This window comes from Pseudoxanthomonas mexicana, assembly GCF_001556105.1.
In the GTDB taxonomy this organism is placed as follows: Bacteria; Pseudomonadota; Gammaproteobacteria; order Xanthomonadales; family Xanthomonadaceae; genus Pseudoxanthomonas_A; species Pseudoxanthomonas_A mexicana_A.
Window position 1 is genome coordinate 21,207 of the sequence record NZ_LSIF01000025.1, and the last position, 21,362, is coordinate 42,568.

General features: G+C 60.4%; 22 protein-coding genes and 1 pseudogene. 10 read left to right on the forward strand and 13 right to left on the reverse strand.

Annotated elements, in window-relative coordinates; all coding sequences use genetic code 11:
• Positions 1–79: 79 nt before the first annotated feature.
• Entirely contained in the window at positions 80–2,404 is a 2,325-nt protein-coding gene (locus AX730_RS03055) for a nitric-oxide reductase large subunit (protein WP_062351770.1), read from the reverse strand.
• 116 nt (positions 2,405–2,520) lie between these two features.
• Between AX730_RS03055 and AX730_RS03060 the strand changes: the two genes are divergently transcribed.
• Positions 2,521–2,919: a SirB2 family protein gene (locus AX730_RS03060; RefSeq protein ID WP_062351773.1), complete on the forward strand. Its 399-nt coding sequence runs from the start codon at positions 2,521–2,523 to the stop codon at positions 2,917–2,919.
• Between the two features lie 122 nt (positions 2,920–3,041).
• Here the strand turns inward: AX730_RS03060 and AX730_RS19535 are convergent, their stop codons facing one another.
• Entirely contained in the window at positions 3,042–3,230 is a 189-nt protein-coding gene (locus tag AX730_RS19535) for a NapC/NirT family cytochrome c (protein ID WP_407071467.1), read from the reverse strand.
• A 16-nt stretch (positions 3,231–3,246) separates the two neighbouring features.
• On the reverse strand, positions 3,247–3,576 hold the full coding sequence (locus tag AX730_RS19460) for a NapC/NirT family cytochrome c (protein ID WP_269746979.1): 330 nt from the start codon (positions 3,574–3,576) through the stop codon (positions 3,247–3,249).
• A 119-nt stretch (positions 3,577–3,695) separates the two neighbouring features.
• On the opposite strand from AX730_RS19460, the gene AX730_RS18760 reads away from it, so the two are divergent.
• Complete coding sequence (locus tag AX730_RS18760) at positions 3,696–3,956, forward strand: hypothetical protein (protein ID WP_157074075.1); 261 nt, start codon at positions 3,696–3,698, stop codon at positions 3,954–3,956.
• Here the strand turns inward: AX730_RS18760 and AX730_RS19110 are convergent.
• The 6 genes from AX730_RS19110 to AX730_RS03090 form a co-directional block, all read right to left on the reverse strand.
• A complete protein-coding gene (locus AX730_RS19110; protein ID WP_083537685.1) occupies positions 3,916–4,581 on the reverse strand; it encodes a M23 family metallopeptidase in 666 nt (221 codons plus the stop codon). The genes AX730_RS18760 and AX730_RS19110 overlap by 41 nt on opposite strands.
• Positions 4,582–4,583: 2 nt before the next feature.
• Positions 4,584–5,540 (reverse strand): L,D-transpeptidase family protein, encoded by a 957-nt coding sequence (locus tag AX730_RS03075; RefSeq protein WP_062351776.1) that lies wholly within the window; start codon positions 5,538–5,540, stop codon positions 4,584–4,586.
• Between the two features lie 72 nt (positions 5,541–5,612).
• Positions 5,613–8,414 carry a PAS domain-containing hybrid sensor histidine kinase/response regulator gene (locus AX730_RS03080; protein WP_232310166.1) on the reverse strand — a complete coding sequence of 934 codons (2,802 nt, stop codon included), beginning with the start codon at positions 8,412–8,414 and terminating at the stop codon, positions 5,613–5,615.
• A 161-nt stretch (positions 8,415–8,575) separates the two neighbouring features.
• On the reverse strand, positions 8,576–10,222 hold the full coding sequence (locus tag AX730_RS18340) for a GMC oxidoreductase (protein WP_083537686.1): 1,647 nt from the start codon (positions 10,220–10,222) through the stop codon (positions 8,576–8,578).
• An 86-nt stretch (positions 10,223–10,308) separates the two neighbouring features.
• Positions 10,309–10,614, reverse strand: a complete 306-nt coding sequence (locus AX730_RS18770) for a hypothetical protein (protein ID WP_157074076.1) — start codon at positions 10,612–10,614, stop codon at positions 10,309–10,311.
• Between the two features lie 85 nt (positions 10,615–10,699).
• Positions 10,700–11,032, reverse strand: coding sequence for a hypothetical protein (locus tag AX730_RS03090; protein WP_062351782.1), 333 nt, complete (start codon positions 11,030–11,032; stop codon positions 10,700–10,702).
• A 108-nt stretch (positions 11,033–11,140) separates the two neighbouring features.
• Between AX730_RS03090 and AX730_RS03095 the strand changes: the two genes are divergently transcribed.
• The 3 genes from AX730_RS03095 (at position 11,141) to AX730_RS03105 (ending at position 13,600) form a co-directional block, all read left to right on the forward strand.
• A complete protein-coding gene (locus AX730_RS03095; protein WP_062351785.1) occupies positions 11,141–11,905 on the forward strand; it encodes a histidine phosphatase family protein in 765 nt (254 codons plus the stop codon).
• Positions 11,902–12,786 carry an NAD(P)H-hydrate dehydratase gene (locus tag AX730_RS03100; protein WP_062351786.1) on the forward strand — a complete coding sequence of 295 codons (885 nt, stop codon included), beginning with the start codon at positions 11,902–11,904 and terminating at the stop codon, positions 12,784–12,786. The genes AX730_RS03095 and AX730_RS03100 overlap by 4 nt, the downstream gene beginning before the upstream one ends.
• 70 nt (positions 12,787–12,856) lie before the next feature.
• Positions 12,857–13,600: a response regulator transcription factor gene (locus tag AX730_RS03105; RefSeq protein ID WP_062351788.1), complete on the forward strand. Its 744-nt coding sequence runs from the start codon at positions 12,857–12,859 to the stop codon at positions 13,598–13,600.
• A gap of 242 nt (positions 13,601–13,842) precedes the next feature.
• Here the strand turns inward: AX730_RS03105 and merR are convergent, their stop codons facing one another.
• The gene (gene merR / locus AX730_RS03110; protein ID WP_062351790.1) at positions 13,843–14,304 is read right to left on the reverse strand and encodes an Hg(II)-responsive transcriptional regulator; all 462 of its coding nucleotides are present in this window, start codon (positions 14,302–14,304) and stop codon (positions 13,843–13,845) included.
• A gap of 71 nt (positions 14,305–14,375) precedes the next feature.
• Here merR and merT point away from each other — a divergent pair, with 71 nt between their 5' ends.
• The 3 genes and pseudogenes from merT to merA all read left to right on the forward strand — a co-directional run bounded on the left by merT (position 14,376) and on the right by merA (position 16,717).
• Positions 14,376–14,726 (forward strand): mercuric ion transporter MerT, encoded by a 351-nt coding sequence (gene merT, locus AX730_RS03115; protein ID WP_046621378.1) that lies wholly within the window; start codon positions 14,376–14,378, stop codon positions 14,724–14,726.
• An 11-nt stretch (positions 14,727–14,737) separates the two neighbouring features.
• The gene (gene merP / locus AX730_RS03120; protein WP_028839823.1) at positions 14,738–15,016 is read left to right on the forward strand and encodes a mercury resistance system periplasmic binding protein MerP; all 279 of its coding nucleotides are present in this window, start codon (positions 14,738–14,740) and stop codon (positions 15,014–15,016) included.
• A 40-nt stretch (positions 15,017–15,056) separates the two neighbouring features.
• A pseudogene (gene merA, locus AX730_RS03125) lies at positions 15,057–16,717 on the forward strand (mercury(II) reductase).
• A 94-nt stretch (positions 16,718–16,811) separates the two neighbouring features.
• Here the strand turns inward: merA and AX730_RS03130 are convergent.
• Entirely contained in the window at positions 16,812–18,149 is a 1,338-nt protein-coding gene (locus AX730_RS03130; RefSeq protein WP_062351793.1) for an ISL3 family transposase, read from the reverse strand.
• A 316-nt stretch (positions 18,150–18,465) separates the two neighbouring features.
• Positions 18,466–19,371: a non-homologous end joining protein Ku gene (ku, locus tag AX730_RS03135; protein ID WP_062351796.1), complete on the reverse strand. Its 906-nt coding sequence runs from the start codon at positions 19,369–19,371 to the stop codon at positions 18,466–18,468.
• Positions 19,372–19,579: 208 nt separating this feature from the next.
• Here ku and AX730_RS03140 point away from each other — a divergent pair, with 208 nt between their 5' ends.
• Both AX730_RS03140 and AX730_RS03145 read left to right on the forward strand, forming a co-directional pair.
• Entirely contained in the window at positions 19,580–19,837 is a 258-nt protein-coding gene (locus AX730_RS03140) for a hypothetical protein (protein ID WP_062351799.1), read from the forward strand.
• 12 nt (positions 19,838–19,849) lie between these two features.
• A complete protein-coding gene (locus AX730_RS03145) occupies positions 19,850–20,959 on the forward strand; it encodes a catalase family protein (protein WP_062351802.1) in 1,110 nt (369 codons plus the stop codon).
• Here the strand turns inward: AX730_RS03145 and AX730_RS03150 are convergent.
• Positions 20,947–21,312, reverse strand: a complete 366-nt coding sequence (locus tag AX730_RS03150; RefSeq protein ID WP_062351805.1) for a hypothetical protein — start codon at positions 21,310–21,312, stop codon at positions 20,947–20,949. The two genes, AX730_RS03145 and AX730_RS03150, sit on opposite strands and share 13 nt — an antisense overlap.
• Positions 21,313–21,362 lie beyond the last annotated feature (50 nt).

A 21,362-nucleotide genomic window follows, 5' to 3' on the forward strand; every position in this document is an offset into this window, starting at 1 on the left:
GATCCTTCTTGAACCACTGACCGCACGACAGATTGTAGTTGTCTGCCGAGCGGCCGGTCTGCGCCGTTCGTTCTGTTCGTCAAGGCCTTCCATCAGTCCTTTCTGTTACGCCGGGGACGTCCAGCGGCTCCGGGGATACCCAGAGCCTCAAGACGAACCACGCCAGCGCTACGGCTCCCACGCTGAAAATGACATCGCCCGGCACCCGCATCCAAACCAGCATCTCCACGATCGGCTTTTGCATAAACTCGGCTGATCGAGCGTAGGAATAACCATGTTCTATAGCGGCAAGTAGCTGCAGCGTCCCCAGGGGCAACAGGGTAAGCACAGCCATCAGTGCCAACCCAATATTCAAGCACCAGAAGGCGGCTTTTAATGCGCCTGTGTTCCATCGCATTTGACCTCGCAAACCGCGCAAGCAGAACAACACTAGCGCGATACCCAGCATGCCGTATACGCCAAACAGGGCGGTATGACCATGCAACGGAGTCAAATTCAGACCCTGCATGTAGTAAAGCGAGAGCGGCGGGTTAATCAAGAACCCGAACAAGCCCGCGCCGACCAAGTTCCAGAACGATACCGCGATGAAAAAAAGGATAGGCCAGCGATAGCGATCCATCCATGGCGTCGCCTTACCCATACGATAGGTGTGGTAGGCCTCAAAACCCAAATAGGCCAAGGGGACGACCTCCAACGCGCTGAAGCTTGCGCCGAGGGCCACCACAGCGGTGGGCGTACCGACGAAGTACAGGTGATGCAAGGTGCCCAAGACGCCACCAGACATGAAGATGATGGTGGCGAACATCACCGCCGTTGTGGCGGACTTCGGACCGACCAGACCCAGCTTGACGAAGATCAGCGCCATCACTGCGGCCGCAAAGACTTCGAAGAAGCCCTCTACCCACAGATGGACCAGCCACCACCGCCAATACTCCACTTCGGAGATGTGGGTGTGTTCGTTCCACATCAGTGCCGAAGCGAAGAACAGGCCGATACACACGGTAGACAAAAACAGGAGGCCCACTACGGTGCGTGTCTCGGTTTTGGGGCCACGCAACACCGGCCATAGCGCCCGACCTACTAGCACTAGCCAAAGCAGCAGACCGATAAACAGATACCACTGCCAGAACCGCCCCATGTCGGCGTATTCCCAACCTTGGTGGCCAAACCAGAAGTTGTGTTCCAGCCCGAGCTTTTGCATTACTGCCAGCCACTGCCCAGTGAAGGAGCCCACGACAATGATCAAAAGCGAGAAAAAGAGGAAGTTCACGCCCAATCGCTGGAACTTCGGTTCGTGCCCGGACAATGCTGGTGAGATATATAGGCCTGTTGCCAGCCATGCCACCGCGATCCATAGCACTGCTAACTGGGTGTGCCATGTACGTGTAATGGAATAGGGCAAGACATCGGATAGCGCGTAGCCGTACGCCACCTGCCCTTCTACTTGATAATGCGCTGTGATGGCACCCAACAAGATTTGCAGTAGGAACAGGGCCAGCACTACCCAGAAATATTTAGCCGTTGCGCGCATGGACGGCGTGATCCGCAGCGTCGCTAACGGATCTACAGCCGGTAGCGCCGGCTCGTCCTCGTCCCGAGTACGCGCGTGATGCCAACCCAGCAACGCGATACCAGCAATCAGAAACAGCACACTAAAGGCGGACCAGACCCACAGGGAGGGTGGCGGGCGGTTGCCGATCAGCGGTTCGCTGGGCCAGTTGTTTGTATACGTTACACGTTGGGGCGACACCCCCGCCTGCACCGGCGCAATCGATTCCCCAGCAGGACCGGGGCGCTCCGTACCAGCCCCCCATGCGGTCCACCAGAAGAATGCTGTCATGGCTTTACGGTGGGTTTCATTGGGCACCGTATCGTTCTTCATCGCATACGCTTCCCGAAGCGCCACCGTCTCGGGATCGTTGCCGAACAAGCTCACGTAATGGGCGGCGACCTTCGCCATCGCATCAGCCCTGACGTCGGGGACCGTGATGACACGCGTTTTGGGATCAAAGGTGTTTGATCTAATCAATGGCTCCAGGCGGGCTCTTAGCATGCCCTGCTGCTCTGGAGGTAATTCCCGGTAAGTGGCCGCACCTGCTGCAGGGGCCCAAGCATCGAGAATCGCGACCGCTTCCCTGTGCAGCCAGTCAGCGCTCCAATCGGGTGCTACATAGCCCCCATGCCCCCAAATGGAGCCCAGTTGCATGCCGCCCATGGACTGCCAGACCTGGCGGCCCCGCTCGATGTCTGCGCGTGTATAAAGCTCTCGGCCATCCTCCGCCACCACCCGCTCGGGGATAGGGGGCGCTGTTCTGAAGATCTCGGTTCCTGCCCACAGCAGTACGGCAAAGGACACGACCAGCAGCGTGCCTAGTCCCAGCCAAAGCTTCTTGGTGGCGTCCATGTTCACTCCTTGGTGATGATGGCTCTCACTATCCTGCGCAAAGTTCGTAAAATCATTGTGAATTCATGCTGCACGCGCACATGGTTTCCCCTCATTTGCGTACGAGGATTCGCTCAATGGTCCACTACTACTTGCAGATCAAAGCCGCCCACATCTTCTTAGGGGTAATGGTCGGTGCTTTTTTCTTGGCTTCATTTGTAGCCGCTTCTAGACCCTCTCTGGCAAACGTGCGTGCACTCATGAAGTATCTCAGTTGGACGGTCGATCTCACTTTGCTGACGGCAGCACTGATGCTACTTACCATCTTGCCAGCTGCAATGTATTCAAATGGCTGGCTCATCGTAAAGATGGTGGCTTTGGCCTTCTTTGTTGCATGTCGGCAATTCATGATCAGTGATCAGCCACCGGGCTTACCGCGATGGGGCTGGTTCCTACTGGGCGCGATCGTGCTTGGGTATGCATACAGCGTTGCTCGCGCCCATCATCCCCTCGGCTTTTTTTCGGATCTAAAGTAATGGGTATGATTGCTATTGCCGCTCTGCAGCAAGAGCTAACGCTTTCGCAGCTCATGCGCAAAAGATGATTTTGGTTATGTGCCGCGTGCGCGGTTGAGTCCTCCCACTATGCCGCCTTAGCCCTACGGTACACCTGTCATGTTTCGCAATTGAAGCGCAACGCTCTTGCGGGCAGTCGATGCAGGCTTCTTGCCGGCGCCGAGCCATAGCTCGTGCTGGGCGGCACGTGATCCCTGGCGGGTCAGGTCCATCGAATCGTGGTCGTGGCAGTTACGGCACTCGAGTGAATCGTTGGCCTCCGCCGGTTCCACTCGTGCGGGGCCACGATCAGACGCTTGTCGAGGAACTTCTCGCGTGTGTTAATGGTGCCGAAGATCCTGCCCCCAGACCTCTTTTGAGGCTTGCATCTTGCGCAAACTTGCCGGTCCAGTTGTGCGGCACTTGGCAGTCGGGACAGGTGCCGCGCACGCCCGAGCGATTGGCGTACTGGATGGCGGTCTTAAGTTCCTCGAATGCCTGGTCCTGCACCTCGTGGCAGCTAGTGCAGAACGCTTCCGTATTGGTCGCCTCCAACGCCGTATTGAAGCCGCCCCAGAAGATTACGCCCGCCACGAAGCCGAGGCCGAATTGCGGCTCGGCAGTCGCAGCGTGCTCCATTACGCGCCCCGACATCAGCCGTAGGTGAAATCGTTGTCCGGAAGCAGCAAGGGCTGCTACGGATACATTCTCTCCCCACCTTGCCGTTACGACGTGGGATGCCAGGTCCCCAAGCCGGCATGGAAAAGGCACGCTATCTCTACCAAGGCCTACACGTGCGCGGGTTTGACCTAGGGAGTGGCGTGGCGTTTCTACGCATTGTGGTCCACGAGGCCGACGGCTCCGATGGCAGAATCAAGTCTGCTGATTATTTCCTGCCATTTTGCGTCATGAACCAACTTGGCCCGAGCATCAAGGATTTCCTGTTCAAAGCTCAAGATCCGGGCCAAAGCACGCGCCTCAATAAGGTCGAGGATTCGTCAGCAGTGGATAGGGATTGATCGCCTGCCCCTCCCACCATCGCTTTTCGGGGCCAAGCAGGAACACGGCAAAATGCAGGTGCGGAGCTTGGGGGCTGGCGTTTCCCGTCGAGCCTACATAGCCGATCACCTGCCCTCGCTTGATCTGCTGCTGCTCCACCAGGTTTGGGGCATAAGACTGCAAGTGGGCGTAGTAGTACGCCACACGCCCGGAAGGCTCGAACTGATAGATCGTCAACCCGCCCCGCTCGCTGGTGAACAACTTTTCGATATGGCCGGCCGCCACAGCCACCACAGGTGTGCCCGCAGGGGCCATGATGTCGATGGCATCGTGCGATCGACCCTCACTCCGGGCATCGGTGAACGTATCAGTCAGCCCTTCTGCTACGACACCCTGCACTGGCATCTGAAGGGAGTTGACGTCCCCCTCGGAGGATTGCGTTTCAGATTCGCGAGCCGCCAGTAGCGATCGATCCGGCACGAGGGCAGGTGACTTTGGCGCAGCAGGTAGCGTGGGTGAGATGGCTTCCCGTCCCGATTGGGCCGCTTCAACGGGCCGTCCGTGCGGCGTTGGCCTGATGCTCACGCCCGGCCACACAAGGACCGCGAGGATGATCAACACCACCAGGCCAAGCACGTACTTCACGGCTAGTCCTGCATACGGACAGGGGTGGAAGGTGCAACAGCCGCAGCCACCCGCTTAACGTCCCAGTTGGTCAAACGCACGCAGCCGTGGGACTGGACTTTACCTATGCTAGCGGGCACCGGAGTACCATGCAGACCGTAATGCGGTTTGGAGAGGTCAATCCAATGCGTGCCCACGGGATTGTTAGGGCCCGCGGCAATCTTGGCCTTGGCATGGGAAGGATCGGCGTCCCAGAACAACTCCGGGTTGTAGTGGAATGTCGGATTCACCGCGGTGCCGACGATCTTCCATTCCCCCAGCGGCAACGGATCCTTTTCGCTGCCCGAGGAGACGGGAAACTGGGCTAACACTTTGCCTCCGGCATCGACTAAGGCCAGCGTGGAATCGGACTTGTCGACCACCACTTTGGCCGCCTTTGGCAAGGGGGCGACGTCACCGACATTGGGAACCCATAGATTGGTACCTGCCTTGGAAAAATCCGCCCCAGGATTTAGCTGCTTGAGCAGCGCGGGCGCGACATGAAACCGCTCACCCAAGGCTTCTTCGATGGACTCGTATCCCAAGGCCAGCAGCTTGGATTGAGCCATCATGTCTTGGGGGACTTTGCCATAAGGGCCGCCCACGTCGTCTGCTGTCACCGTGTAACTGACCACCGCAGCGGGCGCGCCTTCGTTGAGCGCGGTCCAGGTCGCTTGGTCCAGTTCGCCGGTGACAGGTAGACCTTGGGCCTGCTGATACCCTCGAAGCGCACGTGCTTGATTGGATCCGGCTTGACCGTCGATTTCCCCTGGCGAAAAGTTAGCGCGATCCAACAGCACTTGGGCGCGCAGAAGCCCTGCCACGCCCGTGCTGGTGGCGCTGTTGTTTGCCATGTCCGCCATAGGACGGCTGGGCTCGGCGGCCATTGCAGAAAAGGACATGCCGATCAGGCATGCGGCTGATATTCGTAGAAGGACCATGCTTCACTCCGGCTGGTTTTGGACATCGTCCGGTAGCCGGTGTCTAAGCCATGTCGAGAGCCCTTCGAGGGGTTAACTCCTCCCTTCCAGCACGTCCCGCACCCGCGTGGCCAACTCTTGCACGGTAAAGGGTTTGACGATCAGGTGAACGCCCGGGTCCAGCACCCCATTATGCACGACGGCATTTCGGCTATAGCCGGTGGTAAACAACACCTTCAGATGCGGCCACCTTCGGCAAGCCTCATCAGCCAGCTTGCGTCCATTCGTGACAGGCATGACCACGTCGGTGAACAGTAGGCTGACCCCCGGTTCGGTCTCCAGAATTTGCAGTGCGGCCGCTGCACTGTCCGCCTCCAGGACGTGGTAGCCAAGCGCAGTGAGCGCGTCCACGGAAAACTGCCTGACCGCCGGCTCATCCTCGACCACCAAGACAACTTCCTGACTTTCGCCACGCGGCAGCGGATTGGAAACCACCGACGTGCCGGCATCAGTACCTGCACCTTGCAGTCGCGGCAGATACACCTTGATCGTCGTGCCGCTGCCCAACTCGGAATAGATCTTGACGTGCCCACCGCTCTGCTTGACGAAGCCGTACACCTGCGACAATCCAAGCCCAGTTCCCTGCCCCACCTCCTTGGTGGTGAAGAAGGGATCGAAGGCTTTCTCAATAACCTCGGCCGGCATGCCACTTCCGGTATCCGAAACACATATCAGCACGTACTGGCCTGCGTTAATGCCCGCGTGATCTGCCGCGTAGGTATGGTCGAGATAGCAGTTGGCGGTTTCGACCGTCAGGCGCCCACCCTCGGGCATGGCGTCACGGGCGTTGACGGCCAGATTGAGAATCACGTTCTCCAACTGATTGGGATCGGCTTTGGTGCGCCACAATCCGCCGGAGAGAACGGTTTCCAACTGCACACTACTGCCCAGCGCATGACTGATCAGGTCGGACATGCCGGCCACCAACTTGTTGGCATCCAGCGACTCAGGACGCAGGGGCTGCTGACGGGAGAAGGCGAGCAGACGCTGGGTGAGCTGGGCTGCGCGTCGGGAAGCCTCCATTGCCATGTCTACATAGCGTTTCGCCCGTGCATCGTCAGGATTGATGCGATCACTCAGTAGATCCAGCGGTCCAATGATCGCGGCCAGCATATTATTGAAATCATGCGCGATGCCCCCGGTCAGTTGCCCCACCGCCTCCATCTTCTGGCTCTGACGAAGGGCATCTTCCATCTTCGCCCGCTCGGCCACTTCCTCTTGGACGCGCGATTCAAGCTGGTTGTTGAGCTGGAGCAGCTGGGTCTCAATATCCTTCTTCGCCGTTATGTCGATCGCGACACCCACCACCCGCACACACCGATCGCCTTCAAAGACGCCTCGGCCTTTGGCCGCCACCCAGCGGATAACGCGGTCTTCCTTACCTACGGTGCGGTACTCCACATCGTAGAGGGCGCGCTCGTCCGGATCGGCAGCGTTGGCAAATGCTTCCTCGATCTTTTCGCTGTCTTCAGGGTGCAGGCCGGCATAAAAGTCAGCCAGAGAAACCGGAGCGTCGGCGGAGATGCCGAACATCGCCTTGGTACGTGCCGGCCAGATGAGCACATCATGGACCAGATCCACGTCCCAGAAGCCGATTCCAGAGGCTTCGGTCGCCAAGCGCAGACGCTCTTCACTTTCGGCCAAAGCACTCTTTGTCGCGCGGCGCTCGCTTAGATCGAGCATGGCGCCGATCATGCGCAAGGCCGTGCCGCCGGGACCGCGTAATACGGTGCCCCGATCCAAGATGTCAGCGTAGGTACCGTCGGCGCGGGCGAAGCGATATTCAGCCGACCACGCTTCGCCCCCCTGCTCGATCACCGCATGGATGCTGTCATCGATGCGCTGGCGATCCTGGGGATGGATGTGCTCTAGCCACCATTGAGCCGAACTCTCGTTGATCGGGTGGCCAAAGAGCGTGGTAATGGCCTCGTTCCAGATCACATGGCCATCAGCCATCTGCCAATCCCAGATGGCATCGTTGGTCGCACGAGCTGCCAGTCGATAACGCTCTTGAGTTTCCCGGTGCTGAGCCTCGGCAGTTTTCCGATCCGTGATATCCAGCGAAGCCCCGATCAGACCAACGACCTGACCTTGAGCATCCAGCAGCGGTGCTTTGGTCGAAAGCCAGAACGCACGACGACCATCGGGGAAGCTAACTTCTTCCTCCAATTGCTCGGCCAGGCCGGTGGACATGATCCGCTCATCGGCTCCCATGACGGCAGCGGCTTGCTCGGGATCTTCCAATAACTCGGCATCGGTTTTTCCGATGTACTCGCCAGGTGGTTTGCCAATCAGTTCGGTGGTGCCGCGATTACCTATAAGCAAGCGCCCTTGTCGATCCTTGGCATACACCACGCCGGGTACCGCTTCGACGAAGGTGTTCAGTAGACTCTCGGCGTGATCGCGCTCCTGCTGAAACCGCCGCTTTTCATCGATATCGATCAAGATCCCGGGAAAGCTGCTGGCTTTGCCTTGGCTATCAAGATTGATCCAACCCACCGCTTCCACCCAACGCCAATGGCCATTGGCGGTTTTGATGCGGTACTGGTGGCTGTAGCGACCACCGACTTGCATTGCCAGTGCAATGGCCGATTTCAACGCGTCCTGGTCATCCGGATGTACCGCCGCAATCAGATCGCTTAAGTTCACTGTCCCCTGCGGCGGTTCGTGGGGTAGACCGAAAGCTAGTGCCAAGGCCGCATCGACTGTCACTTGATCGGTCTTGACGTCCCATTGCCACGTCCCTAACACCGCGCCAGCCGCCAAGGCCATTTTGCCGCGCTCGTTTTCCATGCGGTCTGCGGCCGCATCCATCGCAGAGGCTGAGGTCATCATCTAAGTTTGATCCACGAAAGTTACGTTCACACGCGTTCTTCCGAGGCTGTAAGCCTGGAGACCGATATCGCGTTGACGGACCTAGTCTATCCGAGGACGACCGCAGACGATCGGCCACAGGCGGCGCCCGGGCCTAGCATCCTGAGAGTGGTCCACGGAGCCTAGAGCAAAGCATGAAGATGGTCAGACAACCGCAATGCCATGGCCACCAGCGTGAAGGTAGGAAAGGCCCAGCCACCTGTGGGAAACACCGAGCTGCCGGCGATATGCACGTTGTCTAATCCGTAGACGCGTGCCTGCACGTCGACTACCCCTTCGTTGGGGGAGCGGGCCATGCGGGTGGTCCCCATATGATGCGCGGTCCCGTAAAGGGCGGCCGGTTCGCTCCTTGCTTCCGACAGCCACGGCGCGATCTGGAACTGGCCTTCACTGGCCTTAGCGAGTGCATCGCCAAAGAGGGTGGCTGCGCAGCGATACGTGTGCCAATCCAGCGGCGTCAGGCGCCAGTCCAGCTCCACGCGCCGCTGCCCCATCGCATCCAGCTCCTGGCTTAAGCGCACGCGGCTATCCGGGTTGGGCGCTTGCTCGAAGTATCCGACGACATCCACGCGCTCGGTCGCCACCGGATAGCGGCCATGACGCTTGCGTTGCCACGCGCGCATCACATGGGTGGGATGCCGTGCCACAGTGGCAAGCGCGTTGACTTGCGCACGCAGCGACAGGGAGGGACGTGTGTCAGACACGGTTGGCTGCGCCGATGCTAATGGTCCGTGGATGGCCATCGATTCATCGTGGGAGGGTGCGCGCAAGGCACGCCGGAAGTTGCGCAACGCCTGCAAACCCGCAGGCACCGGCCCTTCCACGGCAAACGGCCGTACGCGCGCATTGAGTAGGCGATACGACCTCAAGGCGCGTTCTGACAAGCAGAGTTCGGGAAAGCACGGCCTTGCACCCTTGCCGCCCGTTCGATCATAGGGCCGCGTTATCGACTCGGGACTTGGTGTGTGCAAAACGCCCCACCGGCACGAGGGATGCTCCATGAAGTAGCGGCCGACCAGATCCCTCTCATTACCTAAGCCGTGGGGTGCCACCGTGTTGGACAACAGCAGCAAGCGCGCGTTTTCAACTCCTCCCCCAGCCAACACGAAATACTTGGCGGCCACTGTGCACGTCTGGCCCGAGGGCACGCGCACCGTGAGCGTATCTACGTGATCCGCGGCGGAGCTGGCATCCAAACACAGCGCGTGGGTATGCAGCAGCATCTGGAGATTGGAGGCCCGCGCTAGTTGGCCACCAAACACTTCACCGAAGTACGTCGGACTGCGTACAAAATGAAGGTGCTGCAGATCTCCATTACCCAAGCTGGCGCAGGCCAAATCCTCGCCCGAGGCGAAGGAGCCCTCGCGCAAGTGGTGGGGATCGATGCCAAAGACTTCGCACGCTTGCAAATAATGCGGACGTAGCTGATCAAAACTTAATGGCCAGCCGCTATGCGGCACCCAGTCCCGGGTTGCGAAATCTGCTCCGCCCATCGGTATACAACCCCCGCCCCACACATGGCTGGTGCCCCCCAAGGCGCTCACGCGGCTTCGCAGCAGGTCCACACCGGCTTGGCCTATCGATATGTCCTCGCGCTCGGCCTGGCCGGTGAACTCAGGACGAGACCCACCGGCTTCGACCAGGCATACACGAACATGAGTACCGAGCCATCGACGCGCCATGCTGATCCCAGCAGGTCCGGCCCCTACGATGCACACGTCGGCCTCGATGTTCGTGGGCACCGTCCCCGTCCGGGCATCCAAGATCATGCGTATCGTTCCGATCGCAGTGAGCCGGCAACGCAGTAGCACGTAGAAGCAGGGATCCCCGCCATAGCGCCCTCAGGAAAGGTCACCTATTTCTTCACTGACGTGTGCGACAGACCTGAACGGCCAGCAGTGCCCGCCGTACTCAGGTAGGCCGTTTTTGCCCCCACCGCAGCAGGGCGCGTGGACGCACCGTAAGTGAAGTCCACATCCAATCTTCGCGCCAGTGCGGCTAACCGCCTGACGATGCCCGATCGTGCTCCCATGGGCGCCTTGGCATAGACCGATTGCCATAACGCGGAAACGAACGCAGTCGGATCGCCGATATCGGCGCCTCCGCGAACCAGATTTTCCGCATCTGCCAAGCGGTCTTCGATTTGCTGGGCACTCATCATGGCTGCGCACGCTATGCCCGCAGACGTGAATGCGTTGTATGGGCGCCGCGTAGCACCCCCAGGTGAGTCCGTCACAGCTGCTGCATCAAGGCAACTGCTCAAACCAAAAAGCGTAAGGCGTATTCTTGACGAGATAGCGGTTGTAGTCCTTGGCCACGTCGGTCCACCAGACGGGCCCCCGCTCCCCCAGCGCCACCTTGGCCGCTTGCACGCCGGCCCGAGCGCTCGCCAATGCGGAGGAATCACCGCTGCGCTGAGCGGCCTTGACAGCGCGGCGCGCCTGCATCAATGCATCGGTCAGTCGCTGTCGCACTGGCATTGCCAGCACCGGTTTCGTTGCGCGCCAGAGTCGCTGGCCAATGATGATGTATCGCCCGTCAGGGGTGTGAAGTGGATGGGATGGGGCTGGATGATTCACCGTCGCGATTTCCAGAACATATCGACTGCCACAGCCTATCTCGGCGCCCCATGCGCAGCTCGTTAACAAGCCGCTCGCTAAGGTTCTGGCTACTGCAGGAGGAGCCGGATGCCGCGACTTCAACATACCGATTGGCCTGAGCGGCTATGGATCGTCCGTCATGGACAAAGCGCGGGCAACGTGGCACGCGATGCGGCCGAGCTCAGCGGTGCCAGCCTCATCGATCTTGAGCATCGTGATGCCGACACGCCGTTATCTGCGCTGGGTGAACGCCAGGCACAAGCGCTTGCCGATTGGTTTAACACGCTCAATCTTAGCCAACGCCCCACCCACTTCATGAGCTCGCCCTTCGTTCGGGCGCGTCAGACGTGCGAGGCGGTAGCTCAAGCGCTGAAGGCAGACGTGGACGATATCCATGTCGATGAGCGACTGCGGGAAAAAGAGTTCGGGATCTTGGATCGATATACGGTCCAAGGCATCCGGCAGCAGTTCCCAGCCTTGGCTGAACAACGTGCCTTGGTGGGCAAGTTCTATTTTCGGCCCCCGGGTGGCGAAAGTTGGTGCGATGTCATCCTGCGCCTGCGTAGCGTGGTGGAGGTGTTGCGCCGGGATCACGTGGGCGAGCGGGTGGTGATCGTCGCTCACCAAGTGATCGTGAATTGCTTTCGCTATCTGCTTGAGTGCCTGGATGAGAAAGCCATTCTGGACATCGACAAACTGGCGGACGTACCGAACTGCTCTGTCACCGAGTACGGGTTTGGCTCTGACGATGAGCAACGTTTCGGGCTGATTCGGGCCAACTACGTTCCGGATCAGTTGGCGGCCACCGCTGAGGTCACCGTGGCTGCCGACACACCGGCAGGACCCAAATGAGCGCAGGCATCGCCACTGAGACCGATCAGGCGTTGCTCCAGACGTGGCCCCTACCCTCTCCTGAAGGCAGTCAAAGCAAAGAGGACCGCGGTCGCGTGCTGGTTATTGCCGGATCCCTGCACGTGCCCGGCGCTGCGTTGCTGTCGGGTGAGGCCGCCTTGCGTGCCGGCGCCGGCAAGTTGGCCGTTGGCGTGCCCCAAGACATCGCATTGCCGGTAGGGCTGGCGCTGCCAGAAGCAAAAGTACTGCCGCTTCCTAAAACGGCGGCTGGCTCCAGCACCAGCAGCAGCGCGCTGGAGCACACGGCGGCGCGAGCCGATGGGGTCCTGCTGGGTCCCGGCATGGAGGACACGCAGTCACTGCGCTCGATGGTGAAGCGACTGAGCCCGATCCTGGACTGCCCGTTGGTCGCTGATGCCGGCGCAATCGCCGGCTTCCATCAGCCGCATGCCCTGCGCCACTGTCCTATCCTGACCCCGCATGCCGGGGAGATGGCTTCCTTGCTCGATGTCGACATTGAGCAGGTCCATACTCGCGGCGCCGAGATCGCACTCCAAGTCGCTGCAAACCTCAATGTGCTGGTAGTGCTCAAGGGGCCCGTCACGTGGATTGCGGCCGCTGACGGTCGCTTGTGGGTGCACCGGGGAGGTTGCACGGGGCTGGGAACCTCGGGCTCGGGGGATGTACTGGCCGGCCTGATCGTTGGATTGATTGCTCGAGGTGCCTCGGTCGAACAAGCCAGTGCCTGGGGCGTGTGGCTTCATGGACGAGCTGGTGAGCTCCTGAGTTCTGAAATCGGTAGCGTGGGGTTCCTGGCGCGTGAATTGGCCGCATGGGTTCCCAAGCTGTTGGACGAAGTCGCAGGTGCCGACGCTCATTGAGCCCGCTGTCTTCACGATGTGTTGACAGCCCCTTCGGCATTTTCACCAAACTGAATAGTGAAGGTGAGCTATGCCAAGTTCCGGGGTCGTTTTGTTGGTGGAAGACAATCGCGCACTGGTCCAAACCGTGGGCGGCTACCTCGAGTCGCGGTCCTTTGACGTGGATTACGCCATGGACGGATTGGAGGGTTACCGCCTGGCCAGTGAGAACCGGTACGACGCCATCGTGCTGGACGGTAACTTGCCGCGGATGGATGGCCTGGAAGTGGTCAAACGCCTGCGAGAAATCGATCGCATGGGCACCCCCATCATCATGGTGACCGCTCGGGACACGTTGGAAGACAAGATTGCAGGGCTGGAACAAGGGGTCGACGACTACCTGACCAAGCCATTCTCCGCCCAGGAGTTGGAGGCGCGATTAAAGGCCGTGATCCGGCGCAACCGCAAGGAACTGTGCGGCCAGGTGCTGCAGGTGGCGGACCTGACCCTGGATCCGATGAGTCAACAGGTGCGCCGCGCGGGCAAACCGATCGCCATCGCGTCTGTAGGCATGAAGCTGTTGCAGATCCTGATGCGCGAATCACCGCGTGTGGTCAGCCGGCGAGAAATCGAACGCGAGATCTGGGGGGATGAGCTGCCCGATTCGGATGTGCTTCGCAGCCATCTCTACAACCTGCGCCGTGCCATCGACCGGGACTTCAGTCCGGCGCTGTTGCAAACGGTCAAGCAGGCTGGCTACCGACTGGCGGATCTGGACGGTCCTGATCAAGACAATGACGAGGTATCTGAAGCCAGGACTGCCACCAGCGCATAGTCGGGCTCCATTCTCCCACTCGCTTCCGCCAGGCGGCCTCAGTACGCCGGTCGCCCCTTAAGTTGACCCCCCGATATTCGGGCCTGGGCTCGCGGAACAAATCTTGCATCGCAGAAGCGACGCCAGCGCCTCGTGCCCCGATGACACCAGACAGGGGCTCCCTTTTTTTTTGGGTATCCGGATTTTAGTGTGGGACGACAGCTAAAGCACTTGCTTGTCTGACTGTTCTTGCTTGTAGGTTTCTAGTTTCGCAGGCTCGTCCGTTTCAAGCCTTCAGTGTGGGTTTTTCCTGCTGGCGCATGTCGGTGCAAGGAAGCAATCAGTGGGCAGGTCACCTTGCCTTGGCTCGACCTGCATGCCTTGACCAATTGGGATAGCGCCAACTCCATGCGCTGGAGATCGGCCAGCCGCAGGCGCACATCCGCCAGCCGCGCTGCCGCGAGGTCGGCGGACTCGTGGCAATGGGTGCCGTCCTCCAGCTTGAGCAATTGCGCAACCTCGTCCAGATTGAAGCCCAAGCGCTGAGCGGACTTCACGAACTTCACCCGGTCCACGTCCGTCGGCCCATAGCGGCGGATGCCGCCGATGGGCCGATCCGGCTCCAGCAGCAAGCCCTTGCGCTGATAGAACCGGATGGTCTCCACGTTGACCCCGGCTGCTTTGGCGAAGGCCCCGATGGTCAGGGTTTCCGGGATGTTCATCATGGCGCTTGACTCCGTACTTGGCTACGGAAGTAACGTTAGCGCATCACGCAAAGTCCCGGAAGGAGACCCTCATGGCAAAACCTAGCAACGGCCGCGGTGCACTGGCTGCCGGCGGCTTGGCCGCCATCCTTGCCTCGACCTGCTGCCTCGGCCCGCTGGTGCTGATCACGCTAGGCTTCTCTGGCGCCTGGATCGGCAACCTAACCGCGCTCGAACCGTATCGGCCGATCTTCATCGGCGCCGCGCTCGTCGCGCTGTTCTTCGCCTGGCGCCGCATCTTCCGGCCCGCCCGCGCCTGTGCACCGGACGACGTGTGTGCCGTGCCCCAGGTGCGAACAGCCTACAAGGTGATTTTCTGGATCGTGTCCGCCCTGGTACTGATCGCCCTCGCGTTCCCCTACGTCATGCCCCTGTTCTACTGAAGGAGACTGTCATGAAGAAATTTGTCGCACTGTTCGCTTTGACTGTAGCCCTGAGCGCTCCAGCTTGGGCCGCCACCAAAACCGTCACGCTGTCGGTACCGGGCATGACCTGCGCCACCTGTCCGATCACGGTCAAGAAGGCGTTGTCCAAGGTCGAAGGCGTCGTTGAAGCCAAGGTGACCTGGGAGCCCAAGGAAGCGGTGGTGACTTACGACGACACCAAGACGACGCCAGCCGCCTTGACCAAAGCCACCGAGAACGCAGGCTACCCTTCCACGGTCAAGAAGTGATCGTCCCATGACCGAGGCGATCACACTGCACGTCGATGGCATGACCTGCGGGGCGTGCTCCGAGCACGTCCGGCAAGCTTTGGAGAAGGTGCCCGGTGTGCGTTCGGCAGCGGTGTCCTATCCGCAACGGCGGGCTGAAATCACGGCTGATGCGGGCGCCGATTTGGAGATGGCACCGCTGGTCGCCGCCGTGTCTGCACTCGGTTACCGGGCGCAGGCTGCCGACATGCCGAGCAAGCCTGCGGACCTGTTGAACAAGACGCTGGGCGGGTTAAACGGCGAGCCGAAGCGCGGAGATGCAGAGCCGGCATTGCACGTCGCTGTGATTGGCAGTGGCGGCGCGGCGATGGCGGCGGCGCTGAAAGCCGTCGAGCAAGGAGCGCGCGTCACCTTGATCGAGCGAGGCACCCTCGGCGGTACCTGCGTCAATGTCGGCTGCGTACCGTCCAAGATCATGATCCGTGCCGCGCATATCGCCCATGTACGGCGCGAGAGTCCGTTCGACGACGGCATTGCGGCCGCTTCGCCGGCGATCCTGCGCGAGCGTTTGCTGGCGCAGCAGCAGGAGCGCGTCGACGAACTGCGTCACGCCAAGTACGAAGGTATTCTGGCCAGCACTCCCGCCATCACCGTGCTACGCGGCGACGCCCGCTTCCTGGACGACCGCCATCTGAACGTGCAACTGGCAGAAGGCGGCGAATGCGCAGTCGCCTTCGACCGCTGCCTGATCGCCACCGGCGCCAGCCCGGCGATTCCGCCGATCCCCGGCTTGCAGGGCACCCCTACTGGACCTCCACCGAGGCGCTGGTCAGCGACCGTATTCCCGAGCGGCTGGCGGTGATCGGTTCGTCGGTGGTGGCGGTCGAACTCGCGCAGGCCTTTGCCCGACTCGGCAGCAAGGTGACTCTCCTGGCGCGCAACACGCTGTTCTTCCGCGAAGATCCCACTATAGGTGAAGCCGTCACGGCCGCGTTCCGCAACGAAGGCATCGAAGTGCTGGAGCACACGCAGGCCAGTGAGGTGGCCTTTGCAAGCGGAGCATTCGTGCTCACGACCGGGCGCGGCGAACTGCGCGCTGACCGACTGCTGGTCGCCACCGGCCGCACACCGAACACCCGCGCCTTGGATCTCGACGCGGCAGGTGTCGCGGTCAACGCGCAGGGCGCCATCATCATCGACAATGGGATGCGCACCGGCACACCGCACATCTACGCCGCGGGCGACTGCACCGACCAGCCGCAGTTCGTCTACGTCGCAGCGGCGGCCGGTACCCGCGCCGCGGTCAACATGACCGGCGGCGACACGGCGCTGGACCTGACGGCGATGCCGGCGGTCGTGTTCACCGATCCCCAGGTCGCCACCGTGGGCTATAGCGAAGCCGAAGCACACCATGCCGGCATCGAGACCGACAGCCGCACGCTGACACTCGACAACGTGCCCCGGGCGCTCGTCAACTTCGACACACGTGGCTTCATCAAGCTGGTCGCGGAAGCCGGCACTGGCCGGTTGCTCGGTGTGCAGGCGGTGACCCCCGAGGCGGGCGAACTGATTCAGACGGCCGCGCTCGCCATCCGGGCACGGATGACGGTGCAGGAGCTGGCCGACCAGTTGTTCCCTTACCTGACCATGGTCGAGGGACTGAAGCTCGCAGCGCAGACTTTCACCAAGGATGTGAAGCAACTGTCCTGCTGCGCGGGGTAGTGCTGTGCTGAGCGTTCAGGCCCAAATGCTCAGCTTCATCCGTTGAGCCAAACACCCAGGTTGAAGCTTCGGGGCTTGTGCGATGGGTCAAGGTTTACTCGAAATACCCCTCTTCGAGCAGCCGCACCAACGTCGGAATGTAAGGTCCATATTCGACCACGCGTCTGACCTGCTTCTTGCGGATCGATGCCATCGTCATTCGCTGGAACTCGAAGTTCGTTGATACCTGGTCATCATCGACATCTACGGTCTCGACTACGGCCCCGTCCTTGCGCGCCTTCTCGTTGTAGAGCATCCGCGCCCGAATCACCTCGAAGCTGTAGCCCCTGCCCATGCGGTTCATGTCTTTGGCCAGTCGGTTGACGGATTCAGTATAGGCATTGGTAATGGGTTGTTCGAAGTAAGAGAAGATTTCGTCGTGCCAGTTGTGCACGGCGGTGGTCAGATCCTTGAACGTGGCCGCCAGCTCCGGTGGAATGTTGCCTAACCACGTCGCGCATGCCGCTTCAGCCTCCGGACGGCTCTTGTGATCCCAGATCGACAAGAAGCCTTCCTTGAGGGCGTGCGCCTCCCCGAGCTGGGGAAACTGGCGGAACCATTCCAGGGCCCGTGTCATGTCTGCGCCCTTCAGATCGTGCTGCCGCTTGAGCAACAGGAAGCGCTCATCCTTGAGCTTGAGGCGCTGCCGAGCCGGCAGATCCTTGCGAATGCGCTTGCGCAGCTTCTCCAGCGCGTCATTGGCCATCCGCTGGATATGGAAACGATCGACCACAATCCGCGCCTGCGGCAGCGTGGCACGCACCACCTGCTTGTAAACGTGGTACATGTCCATCGCCACCCACTCGATGGTGTCCTTGTCCCGCAGGTTGCGGAAATAGGGCAACAGGTCGGCCTTGGCCCGGCTCGGCCGGAGGTCGAATACCGTCTTGCGTTCGATGTTGGTGATCATCGCCCGGTACTGGCCGATGATCTTGAGCTCGTCGATCCCCAGGATGCGGGGCGTCCGGAACCGGACCTTGGCCTCGAACTCCTCGATGAAGTCGTCAAAGACGTGGCGGACCGTCTTCTCGTCCAAGTCCACTTCGCGCGCCAGCGCCGCGAAGGTCTTGGTGAAGCTCTCTTTACGGATATAACGCACCAGGCGGGCCGTGGCTTGACGCTTGCTGTCGAGATCGGCGACAGGCTCGAAGAGCGTCTTATTGCACGAGATGCAGCGATATCGCCTGCGCTGGATGAACACCACGACCGGCTTGCCGTGCGTCGGCGTATCCTGAAACGACTGCTCTTGTGAGCCGTGACCGTGCAAACGTCCGACCTTGCACAGCGGGCAGGTTGCCACTGGCGCAACGCCTTCAGCCTTGACGACATAGCGCTCGTCATCGCCTACGACTTCAAGTGTATTGAGGCTACGCAACTGCAGAAAATCGGTCACTCAACACCTGGGCGAGCCCACACTGAAATCCGGTTTCTAGCTTAGCATGCTCGTTCTCGGTTCCAACACTAGAATCCGTCTTTTGAAATGAGAGCTACAACAGCCATAAACCCTGAAACCCACACCAGATTCCGGATACCCTTTTTTTTACAGCAGAACGCCGCTGATTAGCGGCGCTGATCCTGTCACGTCCTCCAGGCAAGTGCCTCCGATACGCATATCGGTCTTGTCGTGGCCGGTATGAAGGAGGGGCCGGAATTGTGGATCGGATCGCCAATGGGCACCAGCATGAAAGCGGATCATTCGCACCGGTGCATTAGCCGCTGGACTTCTTGCGCGCAGGCGCTTTCTTTGCCGCCTTGGTGGGTTTGCGAGTCTTCTTTTCCTTGGCCGCCGGCGTCTTGCCCACCGCCTTCGCAGGCGTACGTTTTTTGGTATCCAGGCTCTGCTGCAGCAAGGACATGAAGTCCACCACATTGGTCGCCGCATCCTCGCGATGCTCGGGCTCTTCAAACTTCGTTGTCGCCCCTGCCGATTTGATCCGCTTTTTGATGATGGCCGATAGGCGCTCCCGGAACTCGTCGTGATAGTCACCCGGGGTCCACTGAGCGGTCATGGAGTTGATCAACTGTTCGGCCATTTCCAGTTCTTTTGGCGCCACACGAAAATCGGCAGGCGAGCCGGTAGGTAGCTTGTACTCATCAAAATCGACAAGTTCCTGTGGGTAACGCAGCAGGATCAGCACCAGTGCTTCGGCATCGGGCATCACCGCGCAGATGTACTCCCGGGTCCGAATGACCACGCGAGCGATACCCACCTTGCCGGTGTTCTTCAGCGTTTCCCGCAAGAGTACATACCCTTTCTCCGCCTTCTTGCCCGGCACCAGAATGTAAGGCTTCTCAAAGAACCGCAGGTTGATGCTTGAGGCATCGACGAAGGCTTCAACGTCCACCGATTCGTGGGTCTCCGGTGCGGCCGCGGCAATATCTTCCTTGTCGATGACCACATAGCTACCCTTGTCGTATTCGAAGGCCTTGATGATGTCCTTCCACGGCACTTCCTCACCGGTGTCGGCATTGACCCGCTCAAAGCGAATCGGCTTCTTGTCCCGCGAGTCGAGCATGCGAAAGCTCAGGTCGGTGCGTCGCTCGCCGGACATCAGCGATACCGGAACGTTGAGCAGGCCAAAGGAGAGGGAGCCTGTCCAGATGGGACGTGCCATGAGCGCACCGCAAAATTTGGGAGTCCGGTGCATCTAAGAAGTGTGGCTGTGAAGGTAGCGTCAGCACCCACACGTGCGCCGGTTCACTGCGTTTACACAAGCAAGGATTAAGGTGGGGAAATCAAGGCACTGTCCGACTGCCATGCCCTCCTCGTCTACTGCAAGCCGACCTTCTGCCCCGTCTGGACTTCCGGCCGACTTCTGGTGGGTGGATAACCCCGGTAAGAGCACACTGCTCTTCGCGTCGGTGCCCATTGTCCAGATCGAGGCCTCGGGCACGCAATGGGAGGCGCGCATTGCGCTTCCAGCCGCGTATGTCGTTCCGCAGCACACCATCTACTCCTCCCTCGATGAAGCAAAACGCTGGGCCGATAGCTGGGTGCGTCAACGCTTGGCGCTGATAGCGCGCATCATCGCCCGCATGCACGTTGCCAACCAAGATCGCATTACCCCTGCCACAAACTGATCAGGTACGCACATGGCCGCTCTTGGACCGCCGATCGCCTATCAACCCGCCATGGAACAGCGCCCAGAAGATGAGGCGCAGGCCATTGCCGCGTTGAAGGAGACGTTCTTGGGCATGGCCCAGACGGTCGCCCAACAGGAAGGCACCGCGCACCGTGCTGTGCATGCCAAAGGCCAAGCGTTGCTCAGGGCTGCCTTTCGAGTCCACGCAGATCTGCCTGAGGAACTGGCGCAAGGCATCTTTGCTCATCCCGGTCTGTACCAGGCCATCGTACGGTTTTCCTCGCCCCCGGCCGAACAGCTGCCCGATACGGTGTCCACGCCGCGCGCGTTGGCTATCAAGGTGCTTGACGTGGCGGGCCAGCGCCTGCCAGAAAGCCTGCCAGGGAGTTCCCAGGATTTTCTGATGGTCAATGGACCGACTTTTTCCGCCCCTAGCCCGGCCAAATTTCTCGGGGCGGTGAAGCTGTTGGCGTCCACCACCGAGAAGATGCCGCGTACCAAAGAAGTCATCTCTACGACCCTTCGCGGAACAGAAGCAGCCCTGGAATGGCTGGGCGTGGAAAGCGGCAAGCTCAAAGGACTGGGGGGTGAGCCCCAGCATCATCCATTGGGGGAGACCTATTTCTCACAGGTTCCTTTCCTCTATGGCCGATACATCGCGAAGTTCTCGCTGGCTCCGCGAGCGGCAGCCTTGCAGCAGCTGCGCGATTCACCCATTGAGGGCACCAACGATGCACAGCGCACCGCGATCGACGAGGTGGTCAGCGCCGGGATATACGATCTGCTGTGGGATTTCCGGGTACAGCTATGCCGGGATGTGGACCGCATGCCGATTGAGGATGCGGCCGCGGTTTGGTCTGAGCAAGACAGTCCTTGGCAGACGGTGGCCAGCCTGATCGTTCCGCCGCAGCCTGCCTGGTCGCCCGAGGCGGAGGAACAGGAACGTCGTTTGGCCTTCAGTCCCTGGAATGCGGTAACGGAGCATCGACCGCTCGGTGGCGTGAACCGGGCAAGGCGCGAGGTGATGGCCAGTTCGCGTGAATTTCGCAGTACCTTCAACCGCTGCCCGATCTCCGAGCCTACCTCACTGCAGGCTGGAACGCGACCTCAGGAGAGCTGATGACTTCTTGCCTGCATTGCATGGGCTTGTAGCCAGATCCACGCACGCTCGATGATGGGACGCACCTGCGGCCAAAGCAAGGTCGAATCTCCGCCCAACTCATCCCACAGGACTTCCATCTCCGCATCATCGCGTGGAAGCGTGTAGCTACCGAGTGCCACTAACGCCAACGCATATGCAGGACAAACATCTTGCCATAGGAGCTCGAGTTGCCCTGCATGCGCGTGGGCAAAATTGTCATAGCCCTCCGGGATCGGCGTCATGCCCGGGTAATGCATGCACTGGGCGACGCCTGACTTGGGCAAGAGCACCGAGAGAAACTCGGTATAGCGCTCGGTATCGAAGCGTCCCATTCCTGGCATCCTCGTCGACTGCGATCAGTGGAAACGCTGGGCGGTCAAGA